28 protein-coding genes are annotated in these 24417 nt (G+C 61.3%); 17 read left to right on the top strand and 11 right to left on the bottom strand.

The window, feature by feature from the left end:
- Window positions 1–76 precede the first annotated feature (76 nt).
- Window positions 77–1180: a COX15/CtaA family protein gene (locus tag ACN9MO_RS05070; RefSeq protein ID WP_058321517.1), complete on the bottom strand. Its 1104-nt coding sequence runs from the start codon at window positions 1178–1180 to the stop codon at window positions 77–79.
- Window positions 1181–1354: 174 nt separating this feature from the next.
- Here ACN9MO_RS05070 and ACN9MO_RS05065 point away from each other — a divergent pair, with 174 nt between their 5' ends.
- From ACN9MO_RS05065 to ACN9MO_RS05055, 3 genes are all read left to right on the top strand, one after another.
- Entirely contained in the window at window positions 1355–1567 is a 213-nt protein-coding gene (locus ACN9MO_RS05065) for a DUF2842 domain-containing protein (protein ID WP_057252395.1), read from the top strand.
- A 35-nt stretch (window positions 1568–1602) separates the two neighbouring features.
- Window positions 1603–2343 (top strand): metallophosphoesterase family protein, encoded by a 741-nt coding sequence (locus tag ACN9MO_RS05060; RefSeq protein WP_058321518.1) that lies wholly within the window; start codon window positions 1603–1605, stop codon window positions 2341–2343.
- 153 nt (window positions 2344–2496) lie between these two features.
- On the top strand, window positions 2497–3741 hold the full coding sequence (locus ACN9MO_RS05055) for a GNAT family N-acetyltransferase (protein ID WP_112995528.1): 1245 nt from the start codon (window positions 2497–2499) through the stop codon (window positions 3739–3741).
- A 55-nt stretch (window positions 3742–3796) separates the two neighbouring features.
- Here ACN9MO_RS05055 and ACN9MO_RS05050 read toward each other — a convergent pair whose 3' ends face one another.
- On the bottom strand, window positions 3797–5986 hold the full coding sequence (locus tag ACN9MO_RS05050) for a GumC family protein (RefSeq protein WP_112995514.1): 2190 nt from the start codon (window positions 5984–5986) through the stop codon (window positions 3797–3799).
- A gap of 204 nt (window positions 5987–6190) precedes the next feature.
- Here ACN9MO_RS05050 and ACN9MO_RS05045 point away from each other — a divergent pair, with 204 nt between their 5' ends.
- The 6 genes from ACN9MO_RS05045 (at window position 6191) to ACN9MO_RS05020 (ending at window position 12901) form a co-directional block, all read left to right on the top strand.
- Window positions 6191–6766: a polysaccharide biosynthesis/export family protein gene (locus tag ACN9MO_RS05045; protein ID WP_057252881.1), complete on the top strand. Its 576-nt coding sequence runs from the start codon at window positions 6191–6193 to the stop codon at window positions 6764–6766.
- Window positions 6767–6771: 5 nt separating this feature from the next.
- Window positions 6772–7944 (top strand): glycosyltransferase family 4 protein, encoded by a 1173-nt coding sequence (locus tag ACN9MO_RS05040; protein WP_112995515.1) that lies wholly within the window; start codon window positions 6772–6774, stop codon window positions 7942–7944.
- A 59-nt stretch (window positions 7945–8003) separates the two neighbouring features.
- A complete protein-coding gene (locus tag ACN9MO_RS05035) occupies window positions 8004–9566 on the top strand; it encodes an undecaprenyl-phosphate glucose phosphotransferase (RefSeq protein WP_057252403.1) in 1563 nt (520 codons plus the stop codon).
- Window positions 9563–10807, top strand: coding sequence for an O-antigen ligase family protein (locus ACN9MO_RS05030; RefSeq protein ID WP_112995516.1), 1245 nt, complete (start codon window positions 9563–9565; stop codon window positions 10805–10807). Before ACN9MO_RS05035 ends, ACN9MO_RS05030 begins: the two co-directional genes overlap by 4 nt.
- 2 nt (window positions 10808–10809) lie before the next feature.
- Window positions 10810–12003 carry a glycosyltransferase family 4 protein gene (locus ACN9MO_RS05025; RefSeq protein WP_113132756.1) on the top strand — a complete coding sequence of 398 codons (1194 nt, stop codon included), beginning with the start codon at window positions 10810–10812 and terminating at the stop codon, window positions 12001–12003.
- 397 nt (window positions 12004–12400) lie between these two features.
- Entirely contained in the window at window positions 12401–12901 is a 501-nt protein-coding gene (locus ACN9MO_RS05020; protein WP_162733626.1) for a hypothetical protein, read from the top strand.
- On the opposite strand, the gene ligD is transcribed toward ACN9MO_RS05020, so the two are convergent.
- A complete protein-coding gene (gene ligD / locus ACN9MO_RS05015) occupies window positions 12849–13823 on the bottom strand; it encodes a non-homologous end-joining DNA ligase (protein ID WP_057252412.1) in 975 nt (324 codons plus the stop codon). The two genes, ACN9MO_RS05020 and ligD, sit on opposite strands and share 53 nt — an antisense overlap.
- 58 nt (window positions 13824–13881) lie before the next feature.
- On the opposite strand from ligD, the gene ACN9MO_RS05010 reads away from it, so the two are divergent.
- Complete coding sequence (locus ACN9MO_RS05010; RefSeq protein WP_156414689.1) at window positions 13882–14145, top strand: hypothetical protein; 264 nt, start codon at window positions 13882–13884, stop codon at window positions 14143–14145.
- A 3-nt stretch (window positions 14146–14148) separates the two neighbouring features.
- Here the strand turns inward: ACN9MO_RS05010 and ACN9MO_RS05005 are convergent, their stop codons facing one another.
- Window positions 14149–14460, bottom strand: coding sequence for a hypothetical protein (locus ACN9MO_RS05005; protein ID WP_057252415.1), 312 nt, complete (start codon window positions 14458–14460; stop codon window positions 14149–14151).
- A gap of 34 nt (window positions 14461–14494) precedes the next feature.
- On the opposite strand from ACN9MO_RS05005, the gene ACN9MO_RS05000 reads away from it, so the two are divergent.
- From ACN9MO_RS05000 to ACN9MO_RS04970, 7 genes are all read left to right on the top strand, one after another.
- Window positions 14495–14638, top strand: coding sequence for a hypothetical protein (locus tag ACN9MO_RS05000; protein ID WP_162733625.1), 144 nt, complete (start codon window positions 14495–14497; stop codon window positions 14636–14638).
- Window positions 14635–15045 carry a hypothetical protein gene (locus ACN9MO_RS04995; RefSeq protein WP_057252417.1) on the top strand — a complete coding sequence of 137 codons (411 nt, stop codon included), beginning with the start codon at window positions 14635–14637 and terminating at the stop codon, window positions 15043–15045. The genes ACN9MO_RS05000 and ACN9MO_RS04995 overlap by 4 nt, the downstream gene beginning before the upstream one ends.
- A gap of 1433 nt (window positions 15046–16478) precedes the next feature.
- Window positions 16479–16745: a hypothetical protein gene (locus ACN9MO_RS04990; RefSeq protein WP_057252420.1), complete on the top strand. Its 267-nt coding sequence runs from the start codon at window positions 16479–16481 to the stop codon at window positions 16743–16745.
- Between the two features lie 212 nt (window positions 16746–16957).
- Window positions 16958–17518, top strand: a complete 561-nt coding sequence (locus ACN9MO_RS04985; RefSeq protein WP_057252422.1) for a YidB family protein — start codon at window positions 16958–16960, stop codon at window positions 17516–17518.
- Between the two features lie 366 nt (window positions 17519–17884).
- Window positions 17885–18376 carry a hypothetical protein gene (locus ACN9MO_RS04980; RefSeq protein WP_057252423.1) on the top strand — a complete coding sequence of 164 codons (492 nt, stop codon included), beginning with the start codon at window positions 17885–17887 and terminating at the stop codon, window positions 18374–18376.
- Window positions 18377–18970: 594 nt separating this feature from the next.
- On the top strand, window positions 18971–19237 hold the full coding sequence (locus ACN9MO_RS04975; RefSeq protein WP_057252425.1) for a hypothetical protein: 267 nt from the start codon (window positions 18971–18973) through the stop codon (window positions 19235–19237).
- A 92-nt stretch (window positions 19238–19329) separates the two neighbouring features.
- Window positions 19330–19737, top strand: coding sequence for a GFA family protein (locus tag ACN9MO_RS04970; protein ID WP_082615947.1), 408 nt, complete (start codon window positions 19330–19332; stop codon window positions 19735–19737).
- 409 nt (window positions 19738–20146) lie between these two features.
- Here the strand turns inward: ACN9MO_RS04970 and ACN9MO_RS04965 are convergent, their stop codons facing one another.
- The 7 genes from ACN9MO_RS04965 to ACN9MO_RS04935 all read right to left on the bottom strand — a co-directional run bounded on the left by ACN9MO_RS04965 (window position 20147) and on the right by ACN9MO_RS04935 (window position 24415).
- Window positions 20147–20452, bottom strand: coding sequence for a hypothetical protein (locus tag ACN9MO_RS04965; RefSeq protein ID WP_113132752.1), 306 nt, complete (start codon window positions 20450–20452; stop codon window positions 20147–20149).
- Window positions 20453–20493: 41 nt separating this feature from the next.
- Entirely contained in the window at window positions 20494–20856 is a 363-nt protein-coding gene (locus tag ACN9MO_RS04960) for a hypothetical protein (protein WP_057252473.1), read from the bottom strand.
- Window positions 20856–21350, bottom strand: a complete 495-nt coding sequence (locus tag ACN9MO_RS04955; RefSeq protein ID WP_057252475.1) for a DnaT-like ssDNA-binding protein — start codon at window positions 21348–21350, stop codon at window positions 20856–20858. The genes ACN9MO_RS04960 and ACN9MO_RS04955 overlap by 1 nt, the downstream gene beginning before the upstream one ends.
- A gap of 133 nt (window positions 21351–21483) precedes the next feature.
- Window positions 21484–21840, bottom strand: a complete 357-nt coding sequence (locus tag ACN9MO_RS04950; RefSeq protein WP_057252477.1) for a hypothetical protein — start codon at window positions 21838–21840, stop codon at window positions 21484–21486.
- 12 nt (window positions 21841–21852) lie between these two features.
- A complete protein-coding gene (locus ACN9MO_RS04945; RefSeq protein WP_425986783.1) occupies window positions 21853–22791 on the bottom strand; it encodes a DUF2184 domain-containing protein in 939 nt (312 codons plus the stop codon).
- An 11-nt stretch (window positions 22792–22802) separates the two neighbouring features.
- Window positions 22803–23267, bottom strand: coding sequence for a structural cement protein Gp24 (locus tag ACN9MO_RS04940; protein WP_057252481.1), 465 nt, complete (start codon window positions 23265–23267; stop codon window positions 22803–22805).
- Entirely contained in the window at window positions 23267–24415 is a 1149-nt protein-coding gene (locus ACN9MO_RS04935) for a DUF2213 domain-containing protein (RefSeq protein WP_057252483.1), read from the bottom strand. The genes ACN9MO_RS04940 and ACN9MO_RS04935 overlap by 1 nt, the downstream gene beginning before the upstream one ends.
- Window positions 24416–24417 lie beyond the last annotated feature (2 nt).

The following is a 24417-nucleotide window of genomic DNA, read 5'->3' as shown; positions in this document are numbered from 1 at the left end:
CGGCGGCAGCCTGGAAAAACAAAAGACCCCGGCGAGCCGCTCGTCGGGGTCTTTTTTTATCACATATGTTGAAGCGTCAGTCGCGCAGCTCGATCGCCGTCGGCCGCGGATATTCGCCGTAGAAACCACGCCAGTGGGCGATGGCGAAACCGAGCACGACAAGGGCACCGCCCTGGTGTAGCACGCCCCAGCCGATCGGCACCTGCAGCACCAGCGTGGTGATGCCGATGACCGCCTGGGCTGAGACGAGCAGAAACAGAAGCACAGAGCGCCGCGCATGGGTCGTCTCAGGAGCAGCCCTCAGAGAGGCAATCATGTGCATCAGCGCGAAGGCAAACAGCACATAGGCGCCTATCCGGTGAACGAACTGCACCGTCTTCGGATTCTCGAACAGATTGATCCACCAGGGCTGCTGCAGGAACAGGTCCTGCGGAACGATCGCTCCATCCATCAGCGGCCAGGTGTTGTAGCTGAAGCCGGCGTCGAGGCCGGCGACGAGCGCGCCGAGATAGATCTGGAACAGGCTGAAGATGGCGATGATCATTGCCATCTTGCGCGAACGATCCGTGGGCGCTGCGTCGTTCGAATGCGGACTGAGCCCCCGGAAGATCCACATACAAGAGGCGAAGATCAGACAGGCAATGACGAGGTGCGTCGCCAGCCGGTACTGGCTGACCTCGGTGCGCTCGACGAGGCCGGAGGAAACCATCCACCAGCCGATGAAACCCTGAAAGCCGCCAAGGCCGAGGATGCCGAGAAGCGGCATCCGGAGCTTGCGCTCGACCCGGCCAGTCAGCCAGAAGAACGCGAGCGGCAGAGCGAAGATGATCCCGATGGTGCGGGCCAGCAGGCGATGCGCCCATTCCCACCAGAAGATCGTCTTGAACTCGTCAACCGTCATGCCGTTGTTCATCTGCTGATACTGCGGAATGCGCTGATAGAGCTGGAACTCTTCCTCCCACTCAGCGGCCGAAAGCGGCGGGATGACACCATGGATCGGCTTCCATTCAGTGATCGACAACCCCGATTCCGTGAGGCGTGTTGCACCACCGACAAGCACGAGCGCAAAGAGCGTGAAAATAACGACGGCGAGCCAGCCGCGGATCTGCCGGCGGTTGCGCTCGGTCTTGCCGATCTCGTTTCGAAGCATCTGTTCTGTCGCCATTTCGACGCCGGCCATTATTTTGCCTCTGGTATCGCAGGGTTGTCGGCGGCGCGACCGGACGGATCAACGGTCGCACCTTTCGGAAAGCCGTTGATTTGCACCAGAGCGGCATGCAAAACAAGACCGAAACCTTTGCGGCATGCCGTCGCGGTCGGTCCGCGCCCATGCAAGCCATCTGAAAGAAGTGAAATGCCCGTACGCCTCAGAAAGCTGATCGGCACGATCCTGATCATCATCCTCGTCGTCGTTTACGCACTGGCTGCCGTCACCTTTGCCTCGCTGCTGCTCGGCGCCGCACCCTGGTGGGTGCATCTGGCCTACTTCTTCTTCACCGGCCTGCTCTGGATATTGCCAGCCATGCTGATTATCAAATGGATGGAAAAGCCGGCTCGCGATCGCTGAGCCAAAGCGCAGCGGCCATTTGAGGAGACGCAAAAATGAGACTTGCGGTCATCGCCGATATCCATGGCAACGATCTCGCGCTCGAGGCCGTTCTCGCCGACATCGATGCGCTCGGTATCACCGACATCGTCAACCTCGGCGATCACGTGAGCGGCCCGCTCAATGCAGCGCGCACTGCCGACATCCTCATGAAGCGCGCGATCCCCTCGATCCGAGGCAATCACGATCGCTATCTGTTGACAGTCGACCCCCGGGACCTGGGGTTATCGGATCGCTCCGCCTACGATGAATTGCAGCCGGAGCACCGCGAATGGCTGGCCACCCTGCCCGTCGCGCACGTCCACAGGGAAACGTTTTTCTTGTGCCATGCGACGCCGACGAACGATGAGACCTACTGGCTAGAGGCTCTGACGACCGACGGCACCGTCCACATGGCGGCGCGTTCGGCAATCGAGGCTGAAGCCGCCGGCATCAATTATCCGGTCATCCTTTGCGGACACACGCATATCCAGCGCGCCATCCGCCTTTCAGACGGCCGCCTCGTGGTCAACCCCGGCAGCGTCGGCTGCCCCGGTTATGACGACGACCAGCCCGTGCCGCACAAGGTCGAGGCGGGCTCGCCGGATGCACGCTACGCCGTCGTCGAGCAGACGCCGTCAGGGTGGAGCGTCACCTTCCGCAGTGTTCCCTACGACTGGATGGCGATGTCCCGGCTCGCGGCCAGCCGCAACCGACTGGAATGGGCAAGGGCACTGGCCACAGGCTTTATCGATTGAAGCCGCGCCGTGAGATATCCGCAACGCTTCACGCTTTGCTAACTGCGTTCTCCGGTTATTCTTCACTGCCGTTCATAAGAGTTGCTGCATTAAACGGATCGTAGCTGCCTTGAAGTTCAATCGCTCGGCAACAGGGACCGGATGGCACCTTCGATGACGAACTCCGATCTGACCATGGAAGGCTCTGGCGACCGTTGCCCGCGCGTGTCCATGCGTGTGGGTCCGTCCGACGTCACGCGCCGCTTCGATATTTCGATCCACCGCGCCATGGAGCCACTTGAGGCCGAGTGGCGTTCGCTCGACGGTCTTGCCGGCAACTCGCTGCATCACGCCTATGACTGGTGCCGTGCCTGGGCAGAGACGCACGGAAGCGATCTCTTGCTGCTGCGCGTTGCGCTCGATGGCGCGCTTTTCCTCATTCTGCCGCTGGAACTCAGGCACGGGCGCCTGTTTCGAACAGCCCGCCTGATCGGAACGGAACACAGCAACCTCAACACGGGGCTTTTTGTCGACGGCGCCTCCGCAGTCATGACTCCGGCACTGGCCCACGCCTTGGCCCGGGATATTCGAACGGCGCTCCGCGGCTTCGCCGATGTCGTCATGCTCGACCGGACACCGAGCGAGTGGCGTGGTGGCGTCAGCCCCCTTGCCGCACTTCCAGCCATCGCAAACCCCAATTCGTCATTCCAGTTGCCCCTCCTCGGCAGCATTCAGCTCACGCTGGCACAGATCAACGCCAAGCGCCGCCGCAAGAAGATGCGCATCTCCGAACGACGACTGACGGAGATGGGCGGCTACGACTATGTGATCGCCCGCACCACCGGCGAAGCGCAGGCGCTGCTCGATACCTTCTTCCGGCAGAAGGCGACACGCTTTGCAACACTCGGCCTTCCCGACGTCTTTCTGGACGCCGAGACACAGGCCTTCTTCCATGCGCTTGCCTCCCATCAGGACGGCAACCCACAGCTCATGCAGCTCAACGCCATCCGGCTTAAGGGAGAGCACGAGGGACGGGTCGTTGCCGTCGCCGGGATTTCGCTCAAGGGCGACCATGTCATCTGCCAATTCGGCTCGATCGACGAGACGCTGGCAGGCGAAGCAAGTCCGGGTGAATTGCTGTTCTATCGGATGATCGAACGCCTCTCGACGCAAGGCGTGCGCCTGTTCGATTTCGGTGTCGGCGACCAACCCTACAAGCGATCCTGGTGCACGATCGAGACGCCGTTGCGTGACATTACATTACCGGTGACCCTCCCGGGGCGCCTTGCCGCCCTGCGCCATCACCTTGTCGTACGCGCAAAGGCAGCGGCGAAGTCGAACAAGGCCGTTTACGCCCGCCTGCAGCGAGCGAGGCGGTTCAGACAAGGCAAAATCGGTGCACAAAGCACCGGGGACTGAAGGCCGAACAGCAGCAGCCCGCGTTGACTTCTCGCTTTCGACACGCCGTCGTCGGTTAGGCGGCATCCCGGTCAGGATACTCCGGATCGGCTGCCTGCCCGGTCATGAGAACGATGTCGCGATAGCCGGCCGCACCGAAACCGGTCAGAACCTCGACGATCCGCTCATCACTGACCGACGGCGCCGAGAGGATGATCTCTGCGCCATCGCGGCCGGCAATCTTCTCGACAGCCATTTCGTCCGCCGGGCCGCACTCGACTAGAACGAGATCGTAGGCGTTGGTCAGGGCGTCGATGATCATCTTCAGCCGTTCGATGCCCCGCATCGCCTGCCGCGGATCCGCATCGCCCTGAGGAATGACGTGTGCATCGGAGAAGCGGTCGGCGTGGATCGTATCGGTGAAGGGCACCTCACCCGCCAGCAGGTTGGTAATCCCGGGAAGCTGCGGCGAGCGCGCCATCAGGCGCGTCGGGCAGGCCGAACCGGTCAGGTCGATCAGCACCACCTTGATATCGTCCTCAGCCAGCAGGCGCGCCAGCATCACGGTTGCGGTCGATCCTTCGTCTCCGCCCGGCGATACCGAAATCGCAACACGCACGCCGGTGGCGCGAAGATGTTCCGCCACCGCCTCGATCGAGAAGTCCGGTTCGGCGGCAGCCTCCACGGTGTCCGTATCTGCAGCGGGAATTTGCGCCGCCGGCAGCAGTTCGACTGCATCATTATCCTCGGTGACAGGCGCCACTTCAGGCTGCCTATCAGCTGCCATGATCGGGATATCGGTGGCGCTTGCAGCCAAGGCCGGCCGCGGGCGAACCGGTGCAAGCCGCTCGCCCGTTGCCGAAACCGGACGCAGCGCCCGGCCGCTGAACAGTTCGCCAAGCATGATCACGACGCAGCTCAACAGGAACGTCGCGAGGGCGGCAACGATCGTGATCGGCAGCACTTTCGGGAAGCTCGCGCTCGTCGGAACCACCGCGCTTGAAATCACACGTGCATCGGCGGGTGTCGCATTTTCCACCGTGCGCGACGTCGCCTCGCGGTAACGTGCGAGATAGGTTTCGAGCAACTGCCGTTGCGCGGTCGCTTCGCGCTCCAGCGCACGCAACCCCACCTCTTCCTCGCCGGCCTGTGCGGACTGAGCCTTCAGCGCGTTCAGCTGCTGGACGAGCTGCTGCTCGCGCAGTTCGCCGACCTTGGCCTCGTTTTCCAGGCTCGCCAGGATCTTGCGTGTCTCGCTGCGAATCTGTCCGCGTATGCCTTCGAGTTGCGATTTCAGTGCCTTCAGGCGTGGGTGGCCATCCAGCAATGTCGTCGAAAGGTCGGCAACCTGCCCCTGCAGATTCGCTTCGGTCTCCTTCAGCCGCTGGATCATCTGTGATCCGACGACGTCGGTGATCGTGTCCGCCGCCCGGCCGCTTGCAAGGGCCGAGCGCACGCCGGCAGCGCGTGCCTCCGCATTGGCGCGCTCGCCGCGCACCCGGGTCAGCTCGGTCGAAATATCGGTCAATTGCCGCGTCGCGAAATTCTCGGTCTCGCCGGTCGGCAACAGATCGGACGAAGAGCGGTAGGCGGCAACCTTCGCTTCCGCATCCCGCACCTTCTCGCGCAGATTGGCGATCTCCGGTTCCAGCCAGCGGGTCGCCTCGGAATTGGTGTCGAGCTTGGCGCCGCTTTGCAACGTAAGGAAGACCTTCGCCATTTCGTTCGGAATGGCGGCCGCGAGCTGGCGGTCCTTCGAGGTGAAGGCGATCGCGATCACGCGGGACTTCTCGACCTGATAGACTTGGAGCTTGTCGTTGAATTCCTTGAGCACCCTCTCCTCTGGCGGCATCTCCAAGGGGTTCTTCTTGAGGCCGAGCATGACGAGAAGATCCGAAAGCGCCGAGGGTGCTGCCGATGGATCGAACTCCTTCAGCTCATAGAGCTTCATATTGCGCGCGACCTGCTTGATGAGGTCCGCCGAACGCAGCACCTGCACCTGGCTCAAGATCCCGGATTCGTCGAAGACACGATCGGCGCCGGCCTGCGAAGACTGATTGGGGCCGCTGAACTCCGGCTCGCGCGATTCGATCAGCACGCGGGTTTCGCTCTGATAGTCCGGCGCAATCATCTTTGCCGCACCGAAGGCGAGTGCTGTCACACAGGCTGTTGCGAGCAACACCTTGACGCGCCGATCCCAGACAGCGCGAAACAGGCCGCCGAGGTCGATATCCACATCCTGTTGACCGCTGCCGCTTCCCGACATGCTATTGGCTCCGAACCCTCAAATTTTGCCGGAGGGTAAACGAACATGGTAACGCAAGGGTTAATACGATCAACCTCCGGGTGATAAACCCCTCCCCGTTGCAGCGATACGGCGCAAAAATTCTACCGCGAGTTTACCGGCTATTAACCCTAACGGATCGATAACGTCTGAAAAGGTGGGTCGTTTCCGGAGCCTATGAACCGCATGTCAACCGCAGCTATCAAGACAGGTCTCGCGATCACGGCGGCAGTGCTGTCGATGTTGCTCAGCGGTTGCACAAGCTACCAGCCGGCGCCGAAGGCTTTTAGCGAAGCCACCATCCAGCCCTATCGCCTCGACAGCGGCGATCGCCTGCGCATCAACGTCTTCGAACAGGCCGGCCTCAGCGGCACCTATACGGTCGACCAGGCCGGTTACGTCGCGTTTCCGCTGATCGGCACTGTCGCCTCGCGCGGCAAGACCCTGCCGGAGCTCGAAGGCATGATCGCTGCCAAGTTGCGCCAGGGCTATCTGCGCGACCCCGACGTGACGATCGAGGTCGATCGCTACCGCTCGGTCTTCATCATGGGTGAAGTCGGCCAGGCCGGACAATATGCCTACGTGCCCGGGATGACGGTGCAGAATGCGATTGCCGTCGCCGGCGGTTTCTCGCCGCGCGCCAACCAATCCAACGCCGACATTACCCGCAAGATCAACGGCCGCATCATCACCGGCCGCGTTCCGATCACCGACGCGGTTCTCGCCGGCGATACGATCTACGTCCGCGAACGCCTGTTCTGATCTCGATGCAGCAACAGCGTCCCCTGCGCATCATCCATTGTTTCAGATCGCCCGTCGGCGGAATTTTCCGCCATGTGCGCGATCTTGCCGAGGCGCACGCCCGCGCCGGCCATGAGGTCGGCATTCTCTGCGACAGCACCACCGGGGGTAGTCACGAGGATTCACTGTTCGACGAGATCCGGCCCTATCTGGCGCTCGGCCTCGTTCGCATGCCGATTCACCGCTCAGTCGGGCCGTCGGATCTTGCCGCGCTATGGCGCGGCTACAAGGAAATCAGAAGTTTGCGACCGGATGTGTTGCATGGGCACGGCGCCAAGGGTGGCGCCATTGCCCGCCTCATCGGTTCAGCCTTGCGGGTCAACAGGTATCGCGTAGCCCGCCTCTATTCCCCGCACGGGGGGAGCCTCCACTATCGCCGCCGCTCCCTGATCGGGCGGCTTGTCTTCCCGCTGGAACGGGTTCAGGAGCGGCTCGCGGATGCGCTCGTTTTTGTCTGCGACTTCGAGCGCCAGACCTATTTCACCAAGGTCGGTGCGCCACGTGTACGGCACGAACTGATCTACAATGGGATCGACGACGGGGAGTTCGAGGTGATCGCCCCTCGGCCGGATGCTGTCGATTTTCTCTATATTGGCATGATGCGGGACCTGAAGGGTCCCGATTTGTTTGTGGAGGCGTTCGCGCGGACCGAGCGCCTCGTCGGGCGACCGCTTTCGGCGTTGATGATTGGCGACGGCCCACAGCAGCAGGAATATAGCGAACTGATGCTGCAGCAAGGTCTGAGCCGCCGTATCAGGATGCAACCGGCGATGAAGACCCGTGAGGCGTTTACGCTGGCGCGCAACGTCGTCGTTCCCTCGCGGGCCGAGTCCATGCCCTACATCGTCCTCGAGGCGCTTGCGGCGAGAAAGCCGGTCATTGCCAGCCGTGTCGGCGGCATCCCGGAAATACTGGGGGCCGCCAGCGCCGCGCTCGCCGAACCGGCCGACGTTCAGTCACTGGCCGCCATCATGGCGCGCTCGATCAGCGAGAAGGACTGGGCGGTGCGGGTCATGCCTGAGCCGAACACATTCAAATCGCGATTCGCCGCTTCGGTAATGTCGTCCGATATGCTAGAGCTCTACCGGGAATTGTGCCTTTACCAGCCGTCCACGGATAGCGTGTCGTCTACAACGTAAGCGTTTCTTAGTGGCTTTCTGCTATCCGGACTGAGGGACTTCAGCGCCGGAAGACAGCCATGAACAAGTTTGACCGCCCGGATTCATTCGATCCCGAAGCGCTTCGCAAGAAGATTTCGGAAATCCGCTCCCGTGCGCCGGGCGAGATGCCGAGCGGCGAGCCGTCTGCAGAACTCAATCCGCTGGCGCGGCAAATCGCCGAACAGTTCCGGGCCGACACCTATTCGCCGGCCATGATCATGGGGCTGATGCGGCTCTTCGAGTTCAGCGCGCTCTTCGCCATCGGCTACGCGATCAACGCGCTCTACGTTCAACCGGGCTTCGAGCAATTGCCGCTCTATCTGGCGATACTGATGGGAGGCTCGGCGCTGGCGGTTGCCGCGATGCAGATCGCCGATACCTACCAGATCCCTGCATTGCGCGCCTGTCTGCGCGTGATGCCGCGCATTCTCGCGGCCTGGGCGGTCGCCTTCGGTGGGATTGCCATCGCCCTCTTCTTCCTGAAATCCGGCCACCAATATTCCCGCGTCTGGTTCGGCGGCTGGTTCGTCGGTGGCGCGCTCTTTCTCGTCGCCGAACGTGCCTTCATCGCCTATTCCATTCGCCACTGGGCCCGCAACGGCACGATGGAACGCCGCGCTGTTGTCGTCGGCGGCGGCCAGCCGGCGAAGGACCTGATCCGCACGCTTGAGGATCAGCCCGATAACGACATCCGTATCTGCGGCATTTTCGACGACCGCGACGAGCGCCGCTCGCCGAACGTCATCGCCGGCTATCCGAAACTTGGAACGGTCAACGAGCTCGTGGAGTTCGCGCGCCTGGCGCGCATCGACATGCTGATCATCTCGCTGCCGCTGACGGCGGAAAAACGCATTCTCGAGCTCCTCAAGAAGCTCTGGATCCTGCCGGTCGACATCCGGCTCGCGGCCCACGCCAACAATCTGCGTTTCCGTCCTCGTAGCTATTCCCATGTCGGCGATGTGCCCATGCTCGACATCTTCGACAAGCCGATCGCCGATTGGGACTCGGTCGCCAAGCGCGGCTTCGACATCTTCTTCAGCCTGGTTGCCGTGGTGCTCCTATGGCCGATCATGTTGGGCGCCGCCATCGCGGTCAAAGCCACCTCTCCCGGCCCGATCATCTTCAAGCAGAAGCGGCACGGCTTCAACAACGAGACGATCGAGGTCTACAAGTTCCGCTCGATGTATACGCATATGAGCGACCCTTCGGCACGCAACGCCGTGACCAAGGGCGACCCTCGCGTCACGCCGGTCGGCCGCTTCATCCGCAAGTCGTCGATCGATGAACTGCCGCAGATTTTCAACGTGCTGAAAGGCGAACTGTCGCTCGTTGGGCCGCGTCCGCACGCCGTCGCGGCGCAGACCCAGAACCGGACCTATTCCGACGTCGTCGAAGGCTATTTCGCTCGCCATCGCGTCAAGCCAGGCGTTACCGGCTGGGCGCAGATCAATGGCTGGCGCGGCGAGATCGACAATGACGAGAAGATCCGCCTGCGCACGGCGTTCGATCTCCACTACATCGAAAACTGGTCGCTGCTCTTCGATCTCAAGATCCTGTTCCTGACACCTTTCCGGCTTCTCAACACCGAGAACGCCTATTGAGCACCGTCGAGACAGGCCGGTTCCCGATCGCTCGTCCCCAGCTTGCGGCGCTCTCGCTGCTTGGCTCCGGGCTCGTGGCGTTCGCCGTATTTCTCTCCGGCTTCGTCATCTTCGAGCCCGCGCCCTATGAATTGTTCCTGGTCGCGCTCATTGGCCTGTGGGCGCTCTTCGGTCTCAAGATTTCCCGCAGTGTCGCTCCCCTGCTCGCGCTCCTGACGCTGTTCATGGTGGGCGGCATCCTGTCCTTGACGGTCATGGTCGACCTGACCAAGGGGCCGATGTACATGGCGGTCTCCGGTTTTCTTGCGCTATCGTCGGTGTTCTACGCCGCGATCATCGAAGACCGCCACGAGCGCCTCCGGCTGATCTTCAATGCCTGGGTGGCAGCGGCCATCATTACCGCGTTGCTCGGCATTCTCGGCTATTTCGGCGCCGTTCCGGGTGCGGAGAACTTCACACTCTATGGCCGCGCCAAGGGCGCCTTTCAGGACCCCAACGTATTCGGACCTTTTCTCTCGGTGCCGGCCATGTATCTGATCCATGGCATCCTGACGCAGCCGATCCAGAAGGCACCACCGAAGATCGCCGCTTTGATGATCCTCGCGCTCGGTGTCTTCCTGTCGTTTTCGCGTGCGGCCTGGGCGCTCAATCTCTTCTGCGTCGTCGCCTTCGTCTTCGTCATGCTGCTCAAGGAACGCAGCGGCCTCTTCCGCCTCAGGATCCTCGTGCTGGCGCTCGTCGGCGGGCTTATGGTCGTCGGCGCTCTTCTCGTCGCCCTTCAATCCGAGCGAGTCGCAACCCTCTTTTCCAGCCGGTCGCAGCTCGTGCAGGATTATGACGGCGGGCATCTCGGCCGTTTCGACCGCCATCGCCTGGGCTTCCTGATGTCGATGGAGAAGCCGCTCGGGATCGGGCCGATGGTCTTCAGCACGATCTTCCCGGAAGACGAGCACAATGTCTGGCTGAAGTCGCTGACGTCCTACGGCTGGCTCGGTTTCATCAGCTATGTCACGCTGATCATCTGGACGCTTTCGCTCGGCTTCCGCTTCCTGCTGCTCGACCGCCCCTGGCAAACCTACCTGATGATCGCCTGGGTCGCCGTTCTCGGCCATGTCGGCGTCGGCAATGTCATCGATACCGACCACTGGCGCCATTTCTACCTGCTCCTTGGCATCATCTGGGGATGTGCCGCTCTCGAATACCGCCATCGCCGGCAGGCACGCGCCGGCTGGAGCTCCTGATCATGGAACACATCGTTGCGGGCCGGCGCCCGGCCCTTCCCCTGCGCCTGCTCCAAGTGCTGGAGCCAAGCGGCGGCGGCTCGGGCCGACATTTCCTCGACCTCTGCCGCGGCGTGCACGAGCGCGGGCACCATGTGGAGGCAGTTTATTCGCCGGTGCGCGCCGAGGAAGGTTTCGTGCGCGAATTGAAGGCAATCGGCCTGCCGGCCGTCCACGCCGTCGATATGAAGCGCGCGCCGGGACCTTCTGATATCGGCCGCTTTCTTGAATTGCGCCGCCTCATTCGCCGCGGCAATTTCGACATCGTCCACGGCCACAGTTCGAAGGCCGGCGCGCTGACGCGCCTGCGCCTGCCCGGCCCCCATGTTCCGCGTGTCTATACCCCGCACGCCTTCCGGACCCTCGACCCGACGCTCGGCCGCGCCGGTCGCCTCATCTACGGCACGATCGAATGGGGCCTCGCCCGTTTTCTCACCGACCATCTGATCTGCGTTTCGGAGGATGAGTATCGTCACGCGTTGTCGCTGAACATGCCGGAAAAGCGGATGTCGGTGATCGTCAACGGCGTTGCCCCGCCCTCATGCGAGATGGCGCAAACGATTCGCGCCAGCTTCGGGATCGCGCCGGATGCCTTCGTCTTCGGCTTCATTGGCCGCCTCTCGGCGCAAAAGGCGCCGGAGCGGCTGATCGCCGCTTTCCAGAGCGTCGCCGCATCCGTGAAAAACAGCCATCTGGTGATGGTCGGCGCGGGCGAACTCGAAAGGAGCCTGCGCAAGGCAATGGCCGAGAGTGGATTGCAGAACCGCATGCACCTGACCTCGGCCTTCACCGGACCGCAGGCCGCACCGGCATTCGATCTTCTGGTCATGCCGAGCCGCTACGAAGCCATGTCCTACGTGATGCTGGAAGGGGCGGCCGCAGGCAAGCCTATTATCGCCACCGATATCGGCGGCGCCCGCACGGTCATCGAAGATGGCCAGAACGGCTTCATCCTGCCGAACAGTGACGACACGTCCCTGCTCGCCAAGACGATGGTCAAAGCCGCCGCACCGGAAACATTCGGAGAGCTGTCCGCCATCGCGCAAAGACTGAAAGACCGCTTCACCCTCGACGTGATGCTCGATCAAACGGAAACGCTCTATCAGAAGGCGGCCGCCAAACGCCGCGTGCCGGCAATCCTTCAGCCGGCGGAGTAGCGCTGCAAAGAGGGAAATGAAAAACAGATCAATCGCTCTATGGGGGATTGAGGATTGAGAAAAATGGTCGGAGCGGCGGGATTCGAACCCACGACCCCTTGACCCCCAGGAGAGAGGTCTACTTTGTTGGAGGCCTTGTAGCGCAGGCGATTGCGCCGTGTCTAGATCCCAACTTCGGGAATTATTTCGGGACTCAGCGTCACGACCTTGCATCCGCATCAATTCTAAATCGCGGATGCAGCGCGCCGCGAGTTTCCATTTGACCCCGCTCAACATGTCAAAGTTACTATCCATTGCGCCTCCGGCGGCGCACAATGAGATTATCGCTGGACTTTAAGAAGGGCTCCGGCGGCTGGGAGATCATATGCGCTTTCGCCCCAAGGGAGGAAACTGCGCTATGTTTTATCCGCAGAAATCCGGTTACATTCTGCCTCAAGACTTCACTGTCGTCTCGACGGTCTATGAGAAGGTCGTGAATGCGCGCGCAATAAGCCGCCAAAGCGACGAGGGGGAGTGGCTGGCTCGCCGCACCCTCGAATTGTTCATGAGCGGCACGCGTGATGCGCGGGAACTCGAAGCGCGCTTGAAGGAGGTCAGCCTTTCGATTGACCACACGATGACGGCCAGCGGCGGCACCACCGTCGTAGATTTGTTGCCCGACTTGTCGGCATGGGCGCGGAGCCTGACTGCCTCGCCGAGAGAGGCGACTGCTCTCACCGAACAAACGCTCGAATATGCCATCGACCATATAGAAGAATTCATTGCTATCTCGGACGTCAGAGGGTGGTTGGTGCGCCTGATGGTGGAGCTCCGCCTGGGCCGTCGACAGTTGCAAAGATCAGCGCTTAATAGAGATGGTAAACTTCCATCTCCTCGGCCCGCTGGCCGACCCTCTTAAATGACGGATGCCGCAGTTTGCCGTCCTGTGTCCAGGCTCGGTACTCGACCTCCGCCACGAGCAGCGGTTCGGAGAAGATCGCACCCTTGCGTTTCAGTGCCACCGGCGGCCGCCCCGCGGGGATAGCATCGAGCAGTTCGCGAAGCTGCACCGATTCCTTGTTGCTCCACCCGGTACCGCAGCCGCCGACGTAGACGAGGCCGTCGCCCGTCTTGGCAGCCAGCAGCAGGCGACCGATCGCACCTGGCACCGTCGATCGCTCATAGCCGACGATCACGAAGCTGTCGCGCCGCGTGCATTTGATCTTGAGCCATTCCGGCCGGCGGCCCGACCGATAGGGCTTGTCTCGACGCTTTGCGATGATGCCTTCGAGGCCGAGCTCGCAAGCGGCGCGAAAGAACTCGGCGCCCTCGGCGTGCACCTCCTCCGAGAAGCGAATCGCGCCAGTCCTGCCGGCGACGATCGGTTCGAGCAGTTGCCGGCGCTCGACTAAGGGCATCATCCGGAGGTCTTGGCCGTCGAGATAGAGAAGATCGAAGGCGAAGAAGATGATCTCTGCGGCATCGTGCAGGCTCGGACGCCTGCCGACCGCGCGCTGCAGCAGACCAAAATCGGAGCGGCCCTGGTCGTCGAGCACGACAGCCTCGCCATCAATGATCATTGTCGCATGGCCGAGCTCGCGCGCCTCGGTGACGATCGAGCCGAACTTCTTGGACCAATCATATCCGCCGCGCGTGATCGCCCTCACCTCGCTTGGCTCGACGTGCACCGCCAGTCGGTACCCGTCCCACTTCACCTCGAAGGCCCACTCCGGACCCTTCGGCGGCTTGTCGACGAGGGTTGCGACGCAGGGATCGACCCGCCGCGGCATCGGCTCGGACAGCGGTGTGGGAGTTGATCTCTTCCGAGGTGTTTTAGCCATGACGCATTAACGCACGAACCAGCGAAAACGTCTAAGCTGCTGCACAAGGAGGAACGCCATGCCGAAACAGCCGATATTTTCAGCCCCCAAGCGCGGTGAAGCTTATCCCGATCGAGATCTAGATTGCCAAATGGCGATGGAGGAAGTGTTCCGGGCAGTGGCTGAGGAAGCGCAGGCGGCTGGCTGGTCTGAGCGAGAGGTCGCCGTCGCGCTGATCGAGCTTGCACATAATCATTGGTTCGCGCTGGACGCCAAGGACCGCATGTTCGACGAGGCCGCCGGCGTGCTCCTTCGCAAAGCAAAGCCAGCGGCGGTGCATTGAAGGCTAGGCCGCGCCCCTCCTCTGATCTCCATCCGCCGGCGGGATAAAGACCACCGACACCAGACGCGACCCGCAGCGGGGGCACCGGAGCCGGGAAGCAAGTATTGCGAGGGGAAAGTCGCGGCCGCGCGTCGTGACGAGCGTCAGCATATCGAGATCATAGGTCCATGTGCATTCGCGGATAGACTTCAGGCCCTCGCGCTTGCCGTAGGCGCAGCGCGCCTTGAGGCGCCATCCGAGGCTGAAGGCTTCACCGATTGTCTCGACCATGAGGTTGAGATAATGTAAGAACAAAAGAAGAACAATCTTTAGCATTCGAATTCCCCAAATTTGGGGAGGGAGGCCTACTGTGAGCGACGATCCGTCCGCCGCAAAGAAGTCAACCGAAGGCCCCCAGGCGCACCTCTGCGAGCACCCTGGCTGCAAGAAATGGGGCGGCTTCGGCTTTCCGGCCGGCGGTCTGGCCTCCGTCGAAGCAGGCGTGATCCCATGACCGATCACAAGCACCTTGATCAAGGCATCTACATCCGCCTCGTGACCACACGGGAGCCCATAAAGCGAGCGTTCGCCGGCACTGGTCGATCACGGCGGCGCGAGAAATCGAGCGCTCATTGGATTGCTCAGTCCATCGTCACCGGCATCCGCGGCAATCACCGTCTCGAGCGGGACGGTGTGGTAATAGACGAAGCAGAGATCGTCGAACTATTGGCGGACGAACTCTGGAAGGTGCCCGAGGCGATAGCCAAGGATTTCGTCGGCATTGATGCCAGCAAACGGGACGATGCCAAGGCGGCGATCACGCATGCGCTGCTAACGGCCCTGACCAGCCGGTTCGAATGCACGTTCTTTCAGCCGGAGTATCGCGGCATGGGGCCATCGGCCTATCCGTCGTGTCGTTGACAAAAAAACGGCGCGGAACGACTTTGATGACCGTGCGTTATTAGACCGGGCTCCGTTTCTTCCGGGGCTCTGCCACCCTTCCTTCTGGCCCCGGTCGACGCGTTTCGGGGCCATTCTTTTTTTGGCTCGCTCCCTGCCTGCTGGGAACCTTTTCGCCGTATGTGCGTTTCTGGCGTGTCCTGATCCCGACACCCCCGCTCGGGATCACATGGCAGGCTTCACCAAATCCCCGGAGTGAAGTCCGAAGGAGCCTCTGGCCTCGTCACCCCGACGAGGCCATTTCTTTGCGCAGTCTCCATAGGCGAAGGAAAGCGCACGCGGCTGGGAACAATGCTCGTACGGACGGGTTGGAACTCCAACAAAGGAGTTCTGGCGATGATCCTAATCCCACCCGAATTTGACGTCCGCGCCGGGGAGGGGTCTGATTCCTCGGGACTTATCGCCTCCCTAAAATATGCGCTGGCGGCCGAAGCTCCATTTGATACGCAAGGCCTCTGCTTTAGAGTGCTCGGAAACAGCGTCGTGATCGAGGGCCAAGTAAGTGCCCCCGGCGCGGACGAGTTTATCCGCAGGGTGGCTGAGGATATAGCGGGCGCCGAACGGGTTGTCGTACGTGTCGGGTGTCCCGTCGGACCATTTCCGAACGGTCCACTGGATAAAGGTTCGGACCCCGGCGACCGAAGCCTGGCCATCGGAGCGAAAATTGCGCAACGGGTGGTAGTAGTCCCGCCTCCCCATCTGCGGAGTTGGTTGGATAAAAAAAGGCCCCGCTGAACGGGACCTGAGGCGAACCGGCGCCCGGCTTTTGCCGAGAAACTGCGAGCATCAATAACCTCGGTAGGCCCCACACCTAGCGGGGACGCTAATGGCAGCGGGGCCTAGAGGCGCCTCGATCGACCGGGTTGAGGATCGAGAGCAGCTGAAAACGTAGGGCGGCGGAAAAGGTTCCACCATGGGACTTCAGTCCCATATGGCCGCGCAAAGGTCGTAGGTTCGTTGTCGCACCGCCGCATAGGGAACATTCCGCATCGGCGACCGTTGTGCATTGCCGATGACCGCACGGATCAAAGGCTGGGGTTCCATCGACAGTTTTAAGAATGCGGCCCCTTATGTTACACGATCGGTATAGTACGCGCGCTCTGAGGCCCCGTCGGAAACGACGGGGCCATTTCTTTGAGGCAAGCACCTCGGACTTAGGTCTGATAACTCCCCCGCAAAGGTCCTACCCGCATTGCCGAATCTCATTCGCGTTGCCATTCCTAGTTGAGCGTCAACCGCACTTGGCGCGAGTGACCCCGGAGCGCGTCCCAGCCCCAAGCACTGCGCGCTCTGGGGTCCGGCTCTCTACCCCCAAATTTTAGGAACCATTTCTGCGCCTAGCGGATCTACTTAGTGCCGCCCTACCCTTCCTGCTGGATCAAAGGAGGATTGAGATGGCCCAAAGCAAGCGCCGAATGATGAAGCCGAGCGAAATACCAGATTTCGTGTCTGAGCTGATTGCGGACGGCTGGGAGATCACCGCCATAGGCCACGACAAGTACGTGCTTGGCGATATCGAGGAACAGCATCGAGCAAGAGACGAACTCGACCGCATAACCGAAAAGTACGGCGACCGCGATAGCCTGAAGCTGGAGATTGTCGCCTACCTCTGGTCGATCGGGCGATACATAGAGATTGCCTCAGAAGGCACGCGGCATTAGCGCCCACCGAAGCACTAGGCTCAGTACCCATTACTCTGGCAGGCTGCAACCACCTGTTTGTGTGGTGAACAGCGCGGGCCGATTTCGCCTTGCATCTGGCGATTTCAACGGAACCTGGAAGGTGCCGGGACGTTGACGGTTATGCGACCCACGGCGGCGACCCGAAAGAGCCGCAGCGATCATCAAACAACAACACGTCAGGGAGACGAGCAATGGTTAGCAACGCATTGAAGGCGCTTCTGGGGGTTCTGGCGGTCGCCGGCTACCAGAACCGGGATAAAATTGGCGAGTTGTTGAAGGGGCTCAGAAACCCGGCACAACTCGGACCTGATGGTCAACCGCAAGCGGGCGGAGGATTGGGCGATCTTCTCGGAGGACTGGCGGGCGGCAGCCAAACGGGCATGGGTGGTCTCGGAGGTCTTGGTGGCCTGTTTGGGGGCGCTGCCTCAGGAGGTGGGCTCGGTGGAAGTCTTGGCGAGTTGCTCCGGCAGTTTGAACAGAAGGGGCACGGCGAAACGGCTAACTCATGGGTTCGCCCCGGGGAGAATAAGCCAGTCGGCGATCGCGAGCTGTCCGAGGTGCTTGGCCCAGAGGTGCTCAACGACCTCTCGGCACGCACAGGCCTGCCCCCCGCGGAAATTCTAAGCCGTTTGAGCCGCGAACTTCCGACGGCCGTTGACGATCTCACTCCGAACGGCCAGTTGCCATCTGATGTGGATGACGAGGCAGGCGCGCCCGGCTCCGTCCCGTCGGTGAAGCCCCAGATCGTGTGAGGCCACGACGTTCCGGCATTAGATTCAGGTGATTAAGTGTACTAGGGCTCGTTGGAACAGTATCTCTCTCTTTTTGGCCCCGCCCCATCGGGGCCATTTCTTTCCCTGCACGGAAAGATTGATTTAGGGCATTGTCAAATAGAAAGTGAGCCGCCATTACTGGTTGAGCGTCATCACACCGTTGACGCTAGGCCCCCAGGGCGCGACCCGCCCCAAGCACTGCGCGCTCTGGGGTCCACCCGGCGAACTCTTCGGGTATTGCGTTGTCATCAGTTCGGCGCATACTTCAACATCGCTGGGCAGTTATTAGGGCCCCGACGACTGGAAGACGTCACGCTTTCGCCCCAGGTTACAGGAGGTCGCGTGATGTCCCTCACGACCAATTCAAAGGTACTTCTCCCTCACGAAATCAACCAGATCGAACAGATCTTCGTGGACGTCCTGCGCGGGCTCGGCCTGTCGCGGAATAGTGAGGCCGCAGAGGCAATCGCAAGACGCATTATTAGCTGTTACCAAAGCGGCACTCGGGAGAGCGGCGCTCTGAAACACATGATCGGCTACTATAAATCGGCGGCTCTGGAAGAGAACGCGGACTCGCTTTCGCACGGCAACCAGGCGGTTTCGATCCGGGAGATTGCCGACCAACCACTCAGCGCCGACGAACTTGACATGCTCCAACGGACATTCGATCGAGTGTGCATCTGGTGCAGCATCCCGCGATACGGAAAACGTGCCGATCGGCTGGCCCGCCACATTACCGAACAGTTCCGGCAAGGCTTGTGGGATGAAGCCGCTCTTTTCGAGAGTGCCATGTGGTTGGAGGGAAATTTACACGTCACCCGCACACATGACGCTTGATTGCCACCCACTTCCTGGCCCCGTCCTCGCCTTTCGAATAAAAAAACGGCCCCGCTGAAGCAGGACCGGCGAGGTGAACCAGCGCCCGGCTTTTGCCGAGAATTGCGAGCATCATTCACCTCGGTAGGCCCCACACCTAGCGGGGACGCTAATGGCAGCGGGGCCTAGAGGCGCCTCGATCGACCGGGTTGAGGATCGAGAGCATTACAAAACGTAGGGGGGAGGAAAAGGTTCCGCCATGGGGCTTCCCCCCATATGGCCGCGGCCTTCGGAAGCAAAAAGGAGGACGCGACGCGGATGGCCCAACTCCACCCTGCATTAAGGGCTATCGTCATTCGGTCACCGCCTCGGACTTAGGTCTGATACTCTCCCCGCAAAGGTCCTACCCGCATTGCCGAATCTCATTCGCGTTGCCATTCCTAGTTGAGCGTCAACCGCACTTGGCGCGAGTGACCCCGGAGCGCGTCCCAGCCCCAAGCAACGTAGCGCTCCGGGGTCCGGCTCCCTACCCCCAAATTTTAGGAACCATTTCTGCGCCTAGCGGATCTACTTAGTGCCGCCCTACCCTTCCTGCTCGATCAAAGGAGGATTGAGATGGCCCAAAGCAAGCGGCGAATGATGAAGCCGAGCGAAATACCGGATTTCGTGTCTGAGATGATTGCGGCCGGCTGCGAGATCATGGCCATAGGCCACGACAGGTACGTGCTTGGCGATATCGAGGAACAGCATCGAGCAAGAGACGAACTCGACCGCATCACCGAGAAGTACGGCGACCGCGATCCCCTGAAGCTGGAGATTGTCGCCTACCTCTGGTCGATCGGGCGATACATAGAGCTTGCGTCCGATAGCACGCGACACTAGCGCCCAACGAAGCACTAGGCTCAGGACCCATTAATCTGGCAGGCTGCATCCACTGCGGCGATTCCGCGTCAAACGAATATGAGTACATCATTATGACCGAAACGACTGCTGGCTCCTGTTTGTGTGGTACCGTTAAATTTCAAATCTCAGGTGAGTTTGAGAGCTTCTTTCTTTGTCACTGCAAGCGCTGTCGAAAGGACACGGGGTCTGCACATGCGGCCAATTTGTTTTCATCGACAGCGACGATAATTTGGGTTTCTGGTCATGACAGCATCCAGACCTACCGGGTTCCAGAGACCCGACACGAAAAAAGCTTTTGCACTAAGTGCGGATCTGCTCTTCCGAGTGTTCAATTGAAGGGCGCTATGGTGGTTGTACCTGCTGGGAGTATTGATAGCGTGATCGACATCCGACCAAGTGCGCATATCTGCTTTGCAAGCCGAGCGGAATGGGACGCGCGTTTGGAAAACATTCCCCAACTAGATGGTCTTCCGGGTTAGGTTCAATACCCACTAAATGGTTGCGGGAGATCGGATCGGTTGATTCAATGGCGGTGTGAGGAGGCGTTGCCATTCGCATCCACACCTGCTACGACCGGAAAACTTTGAGTTGCGACACATCGACAGCGTAACACGACCGCGATCCAAATAAACCGCATGTGAAATCCCCCCTTCATCATGAAGGCGACGACGCCGGCAACCATTGCACTTTTCTGTGCGTCCGCTGGGGAAACATCTTCCTACGCCAGCCACAATCTGACATTGTGCGCCACCGAAAGGAGGCAGCTCATGTCCTACGATTGGGAAAGCACCAGACGGCAACGGTTTAGGCACGCTCGGGTTTGGCTTTTGATCGCCTTGGCATCTTGGCTGGTTGTCCTCGCTCTAACGCCATAATTTCGTGCGTCGTTTACCTCCTCAACTGCCCGCCTTCGACCCGCTGCAAAATCTCCTTGATCACCTTCAGATCGCCGGACTGCTGGCTGACCAGCGTTTGCAGATCCTTGATCGCGGCGGCTGTCGACGTCGACGACTGTTCGGTCGACGCAACGCGATAGGCGAGGTTGTCGATCTTCCGCACTTCGGATTCGAGTGCACGGAACCGCTCTTCGCTCCGGGCTTCCATTGCGCTGCGCCACTTCTGAAGCTCCTCGATGTCCCGCCCCTTGTTCACCCAGATCGTGACGCCGCCAACACACATGCCGAAGAGGGTCACGAGCTGGACGACATCGTGATCGAGATGCCCTAAGCCGCCGGTCAGCGAGTTCTTCCCTGCACGATGAACACAACCGGCGTGATGCCGTCGAACTTGTTCGGATCCCCGGCGATGACGGCGTAGTCGTTGCCGCTGGCCGTGACGACGTCGCCGACGGTCGGCTCGATCGCCAGGCCGACGGACGAGATGTAGATCTGCATGTCGCCGGTCTTGATCGTGGTGCCGTCGATGTAGCGGGCCTCGTAGGCCATCGGGACAAGTGTTGCCGGGTATGGCGTGGTCACGGGCTCGCCGCCGAGAACGTTGTCGGGAGGAGTGATGCGCGTGACGACGCCGACCTGGCCGAACTTGGCAATGAGGCGCTGCGCCGTGGCTTGCAGACGGGCGTAAAGCGGGTTGGCCATCAGACTACCAGCGCCCCGGGCCAGATCGGCGTCAGGAACGGCCAGAGCAGACCCTCGATTGCGGTGACGACCGGCGTTGCCAGTGCAACCACATCGTCGATGTCGGTCGACGACGAAGTCGCATACTCGACTTCAAGCTGCCCGACCTTTTCGCGCTTGACCGTAGATGTGCCGGTGACAACGGGCGAAAGACTGCCCGGGTTCGTCAGTTCGAGGAATGCCGCCTCATAGGAAGCGTTGATGATGGGGGTTGGCACCTCACCCGATGGGATCGCCTCCCCGTGATAGGTGGACGCGCCGGTGCGTGGCCATGCCCGCTCCTGGGCATATCCGCCGGTGCGGTGACCATTGATCCGAGGTTCGTACCGATCGATCACCAGAGAACCGCGCTGGCGCGCTGCGGTCTTCTGAGCATCGGTCGTGCCATCGGGGAAGACATAGCCGGCCGCCGTAGCGTAAGCCGTGAAGCCGTCGTTATCGCCATATCCGGCCATGTCATTCCTCTCAGATTACATTAGTCTTTCATCAATAAAGGCGGTGCATTCTTGCTCACAGCAGGGAGCGCCAGCACTCACACTGCTGGCGTAGGGAGGGGGCTCGCTGTCTTTACAGCGGCCCCATTTGCTTTCAGGGCTTGGTTGCCAGGTCTTCGAGAGCGGCGATGATCTCGTCCTTCTTGGCCGGCGTCTTGTCGCCGAGCAGCTTGGCTGCTGCTGCCTTGAAAGACATGAACTGCACGTTCGGGTCGGTTGCCATCGCGAGGACTTCGGTCACGGACTTCGAACCGTCGCCTTCGTCAGCACCCTCCTCGTCGCCATCAAGGGTCAGATGGCCGGCATCCACCCAGGCTTTGACCACCGGATGACCCTTGATCGTCTTCCAGTCTGATGTTTCGACTTCGAGCGAGCCGCCGCCGGCAATGACCGGACCGCCCGGGATGCCGAAGCCACCCGGGCGCGTATTCTGAATGGTAATCTTGGACATAGCGAAAACTCCTCAGATGCCGTCGAGGTAGCGCATCGCGCCGGGACGACGAACTTCGACACCGCCGAGGCGGAAGATGCCCGGCACTTCGAACTTCAGCAGGCGCTGCTCGGCCTGCAACCAGCGCAGCGGCATCGGCACGTGCATCTTCACGACGTCGGGCGAGCGGCGGTAAGCCACCATGCGGTGGGTGCTCCCGGCGCCAGCGTTTTCCAGCCCGAACACGGCACGGATCGTCAGCGGCCGGCCGGTCCGAATGGTGTAGATGTTTGCGCGCTGGATGTGTTCCAGGATGGTGGTGGTCATCGTCGCGTCGAGACGCTTTGTGGCGATGAGTGCATATCGGTCCTGGTCGAGCAGGATGGTGTCTGCCTGCTCGATGCCGTTGGAGGCAGTGAAGATCACAGCGAGGACGCTATTGACGTCGGCGAGGATCTCGTCGGCCGTCTTGGTGGTCCAGGTCGCCGTACCGCCCGCCCCGTACGCCGCGGTGAGTGCGGTAACGGAGGTCGTGTTGAGCAAGCCCTGCATGCCGAGCTTGGAGCGGCCGAGGAATGCGACGTTGTCGACGTACTGCTCGTACTTGCGACGGGCCGCATCAGCGCGGTCGTTCTGCAGGCGGATGCCATAGGCCTGGGCATGGGCAAGCTCCTGCAGATTGTACCGGTAGCCGATTGCTGCCATCCAGACACGGCTGTTGCCGCTGTCGAGCTTGAAGTCGACGAACGGGATGTCATCTCCATCCGGAGCAAACTCTCGCGCCTGGCCGACGTCGTCGCCCATCGAGAAGAAGTCGATGGCGGTGGTCCCGTCCGGCGCCGAATTATCGACCGGAACCAGTTCACGATACTGGAAATCCGGATACTCGCGAGCGTAGATGCCCGGCTCGATGTAGTTCTGAGCCGTGCGGAGGAAGTTCAGCGCCAGCGCGGGCGCGTCAGTGGTGAACATCTGTGTTCTCCTTACTTGGTGACGCCCAGGCGCAGGCGCGCGAGCTGGTTGGTACCGCTCGTGACGCTTGCCCATTCGGCATTTTCGATCAGCTGGTTGGCCGACGAGTTGGAAACGTTGGTGAAGCCGCCTGTTGGCGTCATGTAGACGGGATCGCCTTGGGCGACAGCGACAAGCGCAGTGACCCAGATCGAACCGTTTTTCATGACGCTGATCTGGTCGTACGGCTTGTAGACCTCGCCGTTGGCGAAGGGCAGCGTGCGATCGACGACGGCGACGCCGGCGAACTTGCCGATGGCGGCCGGCAGCTTCACCGTGTCCTCGACGGTGTCGTAGATGACGCCGACCCCAAACGGGATGTTGCCGGAGGCGGCCGCAACGATCATCGAGGTGATGAAATGCGGCTCGCTGGTCGCGATCATGCCGGGATAGCCGGCCGGGGTATCACGCGAATAGGAGACGGGAGGGAAGGCCATTATGCGTTCTCCTTCTGATTGCCCATCCAAGCGTTACGATCGCGAGCAAGCATTGCCTCGTAAGCCTTGTTGGAGTCGGTGAGGTCCGCGTCCGACGTCAGCCCCTGCTTGACGACACTGCGGAACGGATCGCTGGGGTTCTTGGCCACGTCCTCGACGAGCATGTCGAAGCGGGCATCGATGTAGGCGTCCGACTTGTCGGCGACCGCAGCATCACCGATCTTGGCGACGACCACAGCCTTGCGGATGGCGGCATCGGACAGGCCCGCGGTCTTGACGTCCTTCGCCAGAACCTTGGCCTTGGCGACGAGATCGGCGCGGGCCTGAACGCGCTTGTCGAGGTCGGCGTCGGAAAGCACCTTGGCCTTCGTGGCGTCAATCTCGGCATCCTTCTTCGCCAGCTCGGCATCCTTGGCGGCCAGAGCCGTCTGATGTGCCGTTTCGGTGGCGGTAAGCTTGGAAACGGCGTCGGCAAGGCGCTGCTGGAGCGTGCCGATCACCGTGGCGCCCTGGTCGGTTACTTCAACCGGGATGCCATCGACGGTAACCGTCTTCAGGGTCATGATCTTTTCCTCTTTCGGTTTCTGATCACTGGTGAACGGGGCGGCGCCCCACTGTCCCGCACCGTCGCCGATGCGAGCTTGCGATCCGGCGCGGCCACGCTCGACGATGGCGACGTGGTTGATCCGGATATCTTTCTGGATGGCGTCGTACTTCTCGCCCTCGGGCGTCGTGCCCGGCTCCCATGCGAGATCGCAGGTGTAGCCGGCGGAAAGCTCGCGCTTGCCCTCGTCGATCGCCTTGATTGCCGCGGCGTCCATAACGACGAGCGGGATGCGGACGAATTCTCCGTCGCGCGCCACCTCATCGCCGATCTGGCCGACCGATACTGCCTTCCATGTGTCGGCGGTGACCACTTCGGTCGGGTGATCGTTCGTCACCGGCTTGTGGGCGTAACTGCCGAGGCTGTCGCGGGCGAAGACCTGATCGGCCGGACGATAGACCTTGACCACCGGCAATTCAGGCTTGCCGACCTCGTGACCGGCATAGTCCTGGATGCCAGTACGCGCTGTCCGGACCTCAGCAACTAGGTAGCCGTCGGCGGTCCGTCGCGTGCCCGCGATCGGCGCAGTGTCTGTAAATTTCATGA

This window comes from Ensifer sp. R-19 (assembly GCF_049905105.1).
Taxonomy (GTDB): domain Bacteria; phylum Pseudomonadota; class Alphaproteobacteria; order Rhizobiales; family Rhizobiaceae; genus Ensifer.
Note: the sequence above shows the minus strand (reverse complement) of the source record. Positions and strands in the feature narration are given on the sequence as shown.

Excerpts from the sequence above, each read along its gene's own strand:
- ACN9MO_RS05005 (WP_057252415.1), bottom strand. The coding sequence starts at position 14,460 with ATGCTAAAGATTGTTCTTCTTTTGTTCTTACATTATCTCAACCTCATG.
- ACN9MO_RS04970 (WP_082615947.1), top strand. The coding sequence starts at position 19,330 with ATGACCGAAACGACTGCTGGCTCCTGTTTGTGTGGTACCGTTAAATTT.
- ACN9MO_RS05035 (WP_057252403.1), top strand. The coding sequence starts at position 8,004 with ATGAACAAGTTTGACCGCCCGGATTCATTCGATCCCGAAGCGCTTCGC.
- ACN9MO_RS05060 (WP_058321518.1), top strand. The coding sequence starts at position 1,603 with ATGAGACTTGCGGTCATCGCCGATATCCATGGCAACGATCTCGCGCTC.
- ACN9MO_RS04975 (WP_057252425.1), top strand. The coding sequence starts at position 18,971 with ATGGCCCAAAGCAAGCGGCGAATGATGAAGCCGAGCGAAATACCGGAT.
- ACN9MO_RS05045 (WP_057252881.1), top strand. The coding sequence starts at position 6,191 with ATGTCAACCGCAGCTATCAAGACAGGTCTCGCGATCACGGCGGCAGTG.
- ACN9MO_RS04940 (WP_057252481.1), bottom strand. The coding sequence starts at position 23,267 with ATGGCCTTCCCTCCCGTCTCCTATTCGCGTGATACCCCGGCCGGCTAT.
- ACN9MO_RS04935 (WP_057252483.1), bottom strand. The coding sequence starts at position 24,415 with ATGAAATTTACAGACACTGCGCCGATCGCGGGCACGCGACGGACCGCC.
- ACN9MO_RS04980 (WP_057252423.1), top strand. The coding sequence starts at position 17,885 with ATGTCCCTCACGACCAATTCAAAGGTACTTCTCCCTCACGAAATCAAC.
- ACN9MO_RS04955 (WP_057252475.1), bottom strand. The coding sequence starts at position 21,350 with ATGGCCGGATATGGCGATAACGACGGCTTCACGGCTTACGCTACGGCG.
- ACN9MO_RS04960 (WP_057252473.1), bottom strand. The coding sequence starts at position 20,856 with ATGGCCAACCCGCTTTACGCCCGTCTGCAAGCCACGGCGCAGCGCCTC.
- ACN9MO_RS05025 (WP_113132756.1), top strand. The coding sequence starts at position 10,810 with ATGGAACACATCGTTGCGGGCCGGCGCCCGGCCCTTCCCCTGCGCCTG.
- ACN9MO_RS05055 (WP_112995528.1), top strand. The coding sequence starts at position 2,497 with ATGACGAACTCCGATCTGACCATGGAAGGCTCTGGCGACCGTTGCCCG.
- ACN9MO_RS05050 (WP_112995514.1), bottom strand. The coding sequence starts at position 5,986 with ATGTCGGGAAGCGGCAGCGGTCAACAGGATGTGGATATCGACCTCGGC.
- ACN9MO_RS05040 (WP_112995515.1), top strand. The coding sequence starts at position 6,772 with ATGCAGCAACAGCGTCCCCTGCGCATCATCCATTGTTTCAGATCGCCC.
- ACN9MO_RS04950 (WP_057252477.1), bottom strand. The coding sequence starts at position 21,840 with ATGTCCAAGATTACCATTCAGAATACGCGCCCGGGTGGCTTCGGCATC.
- ACN9MO_RS04945 (WP_425986783.1), bottom strand. The coding sequence starts at position 22,791 with ATGTTCACCACTGACGCGCCCGCGCTGGCGCTGAACTTCCTCCGCACG.
- ligD (WP_057252412.1), bottom strand. The coding sequence starts at position 13,823 with ATGGCTAAAACACCTCGGAAGAGATCAACTCCCACACCGCTGTCCGAG.
- ACN9MO_RS04995 (WP_057252417.1), top strand. The coding sequence starts at position 14,635 with ATGACCGATCACAAGCACCTTGATCAAGGCATCTACATCCGCCTCGTG.
- ACN9MO_RS05065 (WP_057252395.1), top strand. The coding sequence starts at position 1,355 with ATGCCCGTACGCCTCAGAAAGCTGATCGGCACGATCCTGATCATCATC.
- ACN9MO_RS05070 (WP_058321517.1), bottom strand. The coding sequence starts at position 1,180 with ATGGCCGGCGTCGAAATGGCGACAGAACAGATGCTTCGAAACGAGATC.
- ACN9MO_RS05020 (WP_162733626.1), top strand. The coding sequence starts at position 12,401 with ATGTTTTATCCGCAGAAATCCGGTTACATTCTGCCTCAAGACTTCACT.
- ACN9MO_RS04990 (WP_057252420.1), top strand. The coding sequence starts at position 16,479 with ATGGCCCAAAGCAAGCGCCGAATGATGAAGCCGAGCGAAATACCAGAT.
- ACN9MO_RS04985 (WP_057252422.1), top strand. The coding sequence starts at position 16,958 with ATGGTTAGCAACGCATTGAAGGCGCTTCTGGGGGTTCTGGCGGTCGCC.
- ACN9MO_RS05010 (WP_156414689.1), top strand. The coding sequence starts at position 13,882 with ATGCCGAAACAGCCGATATTTTCAGCCCCCAAGCGCGGTGAAGCTTAT.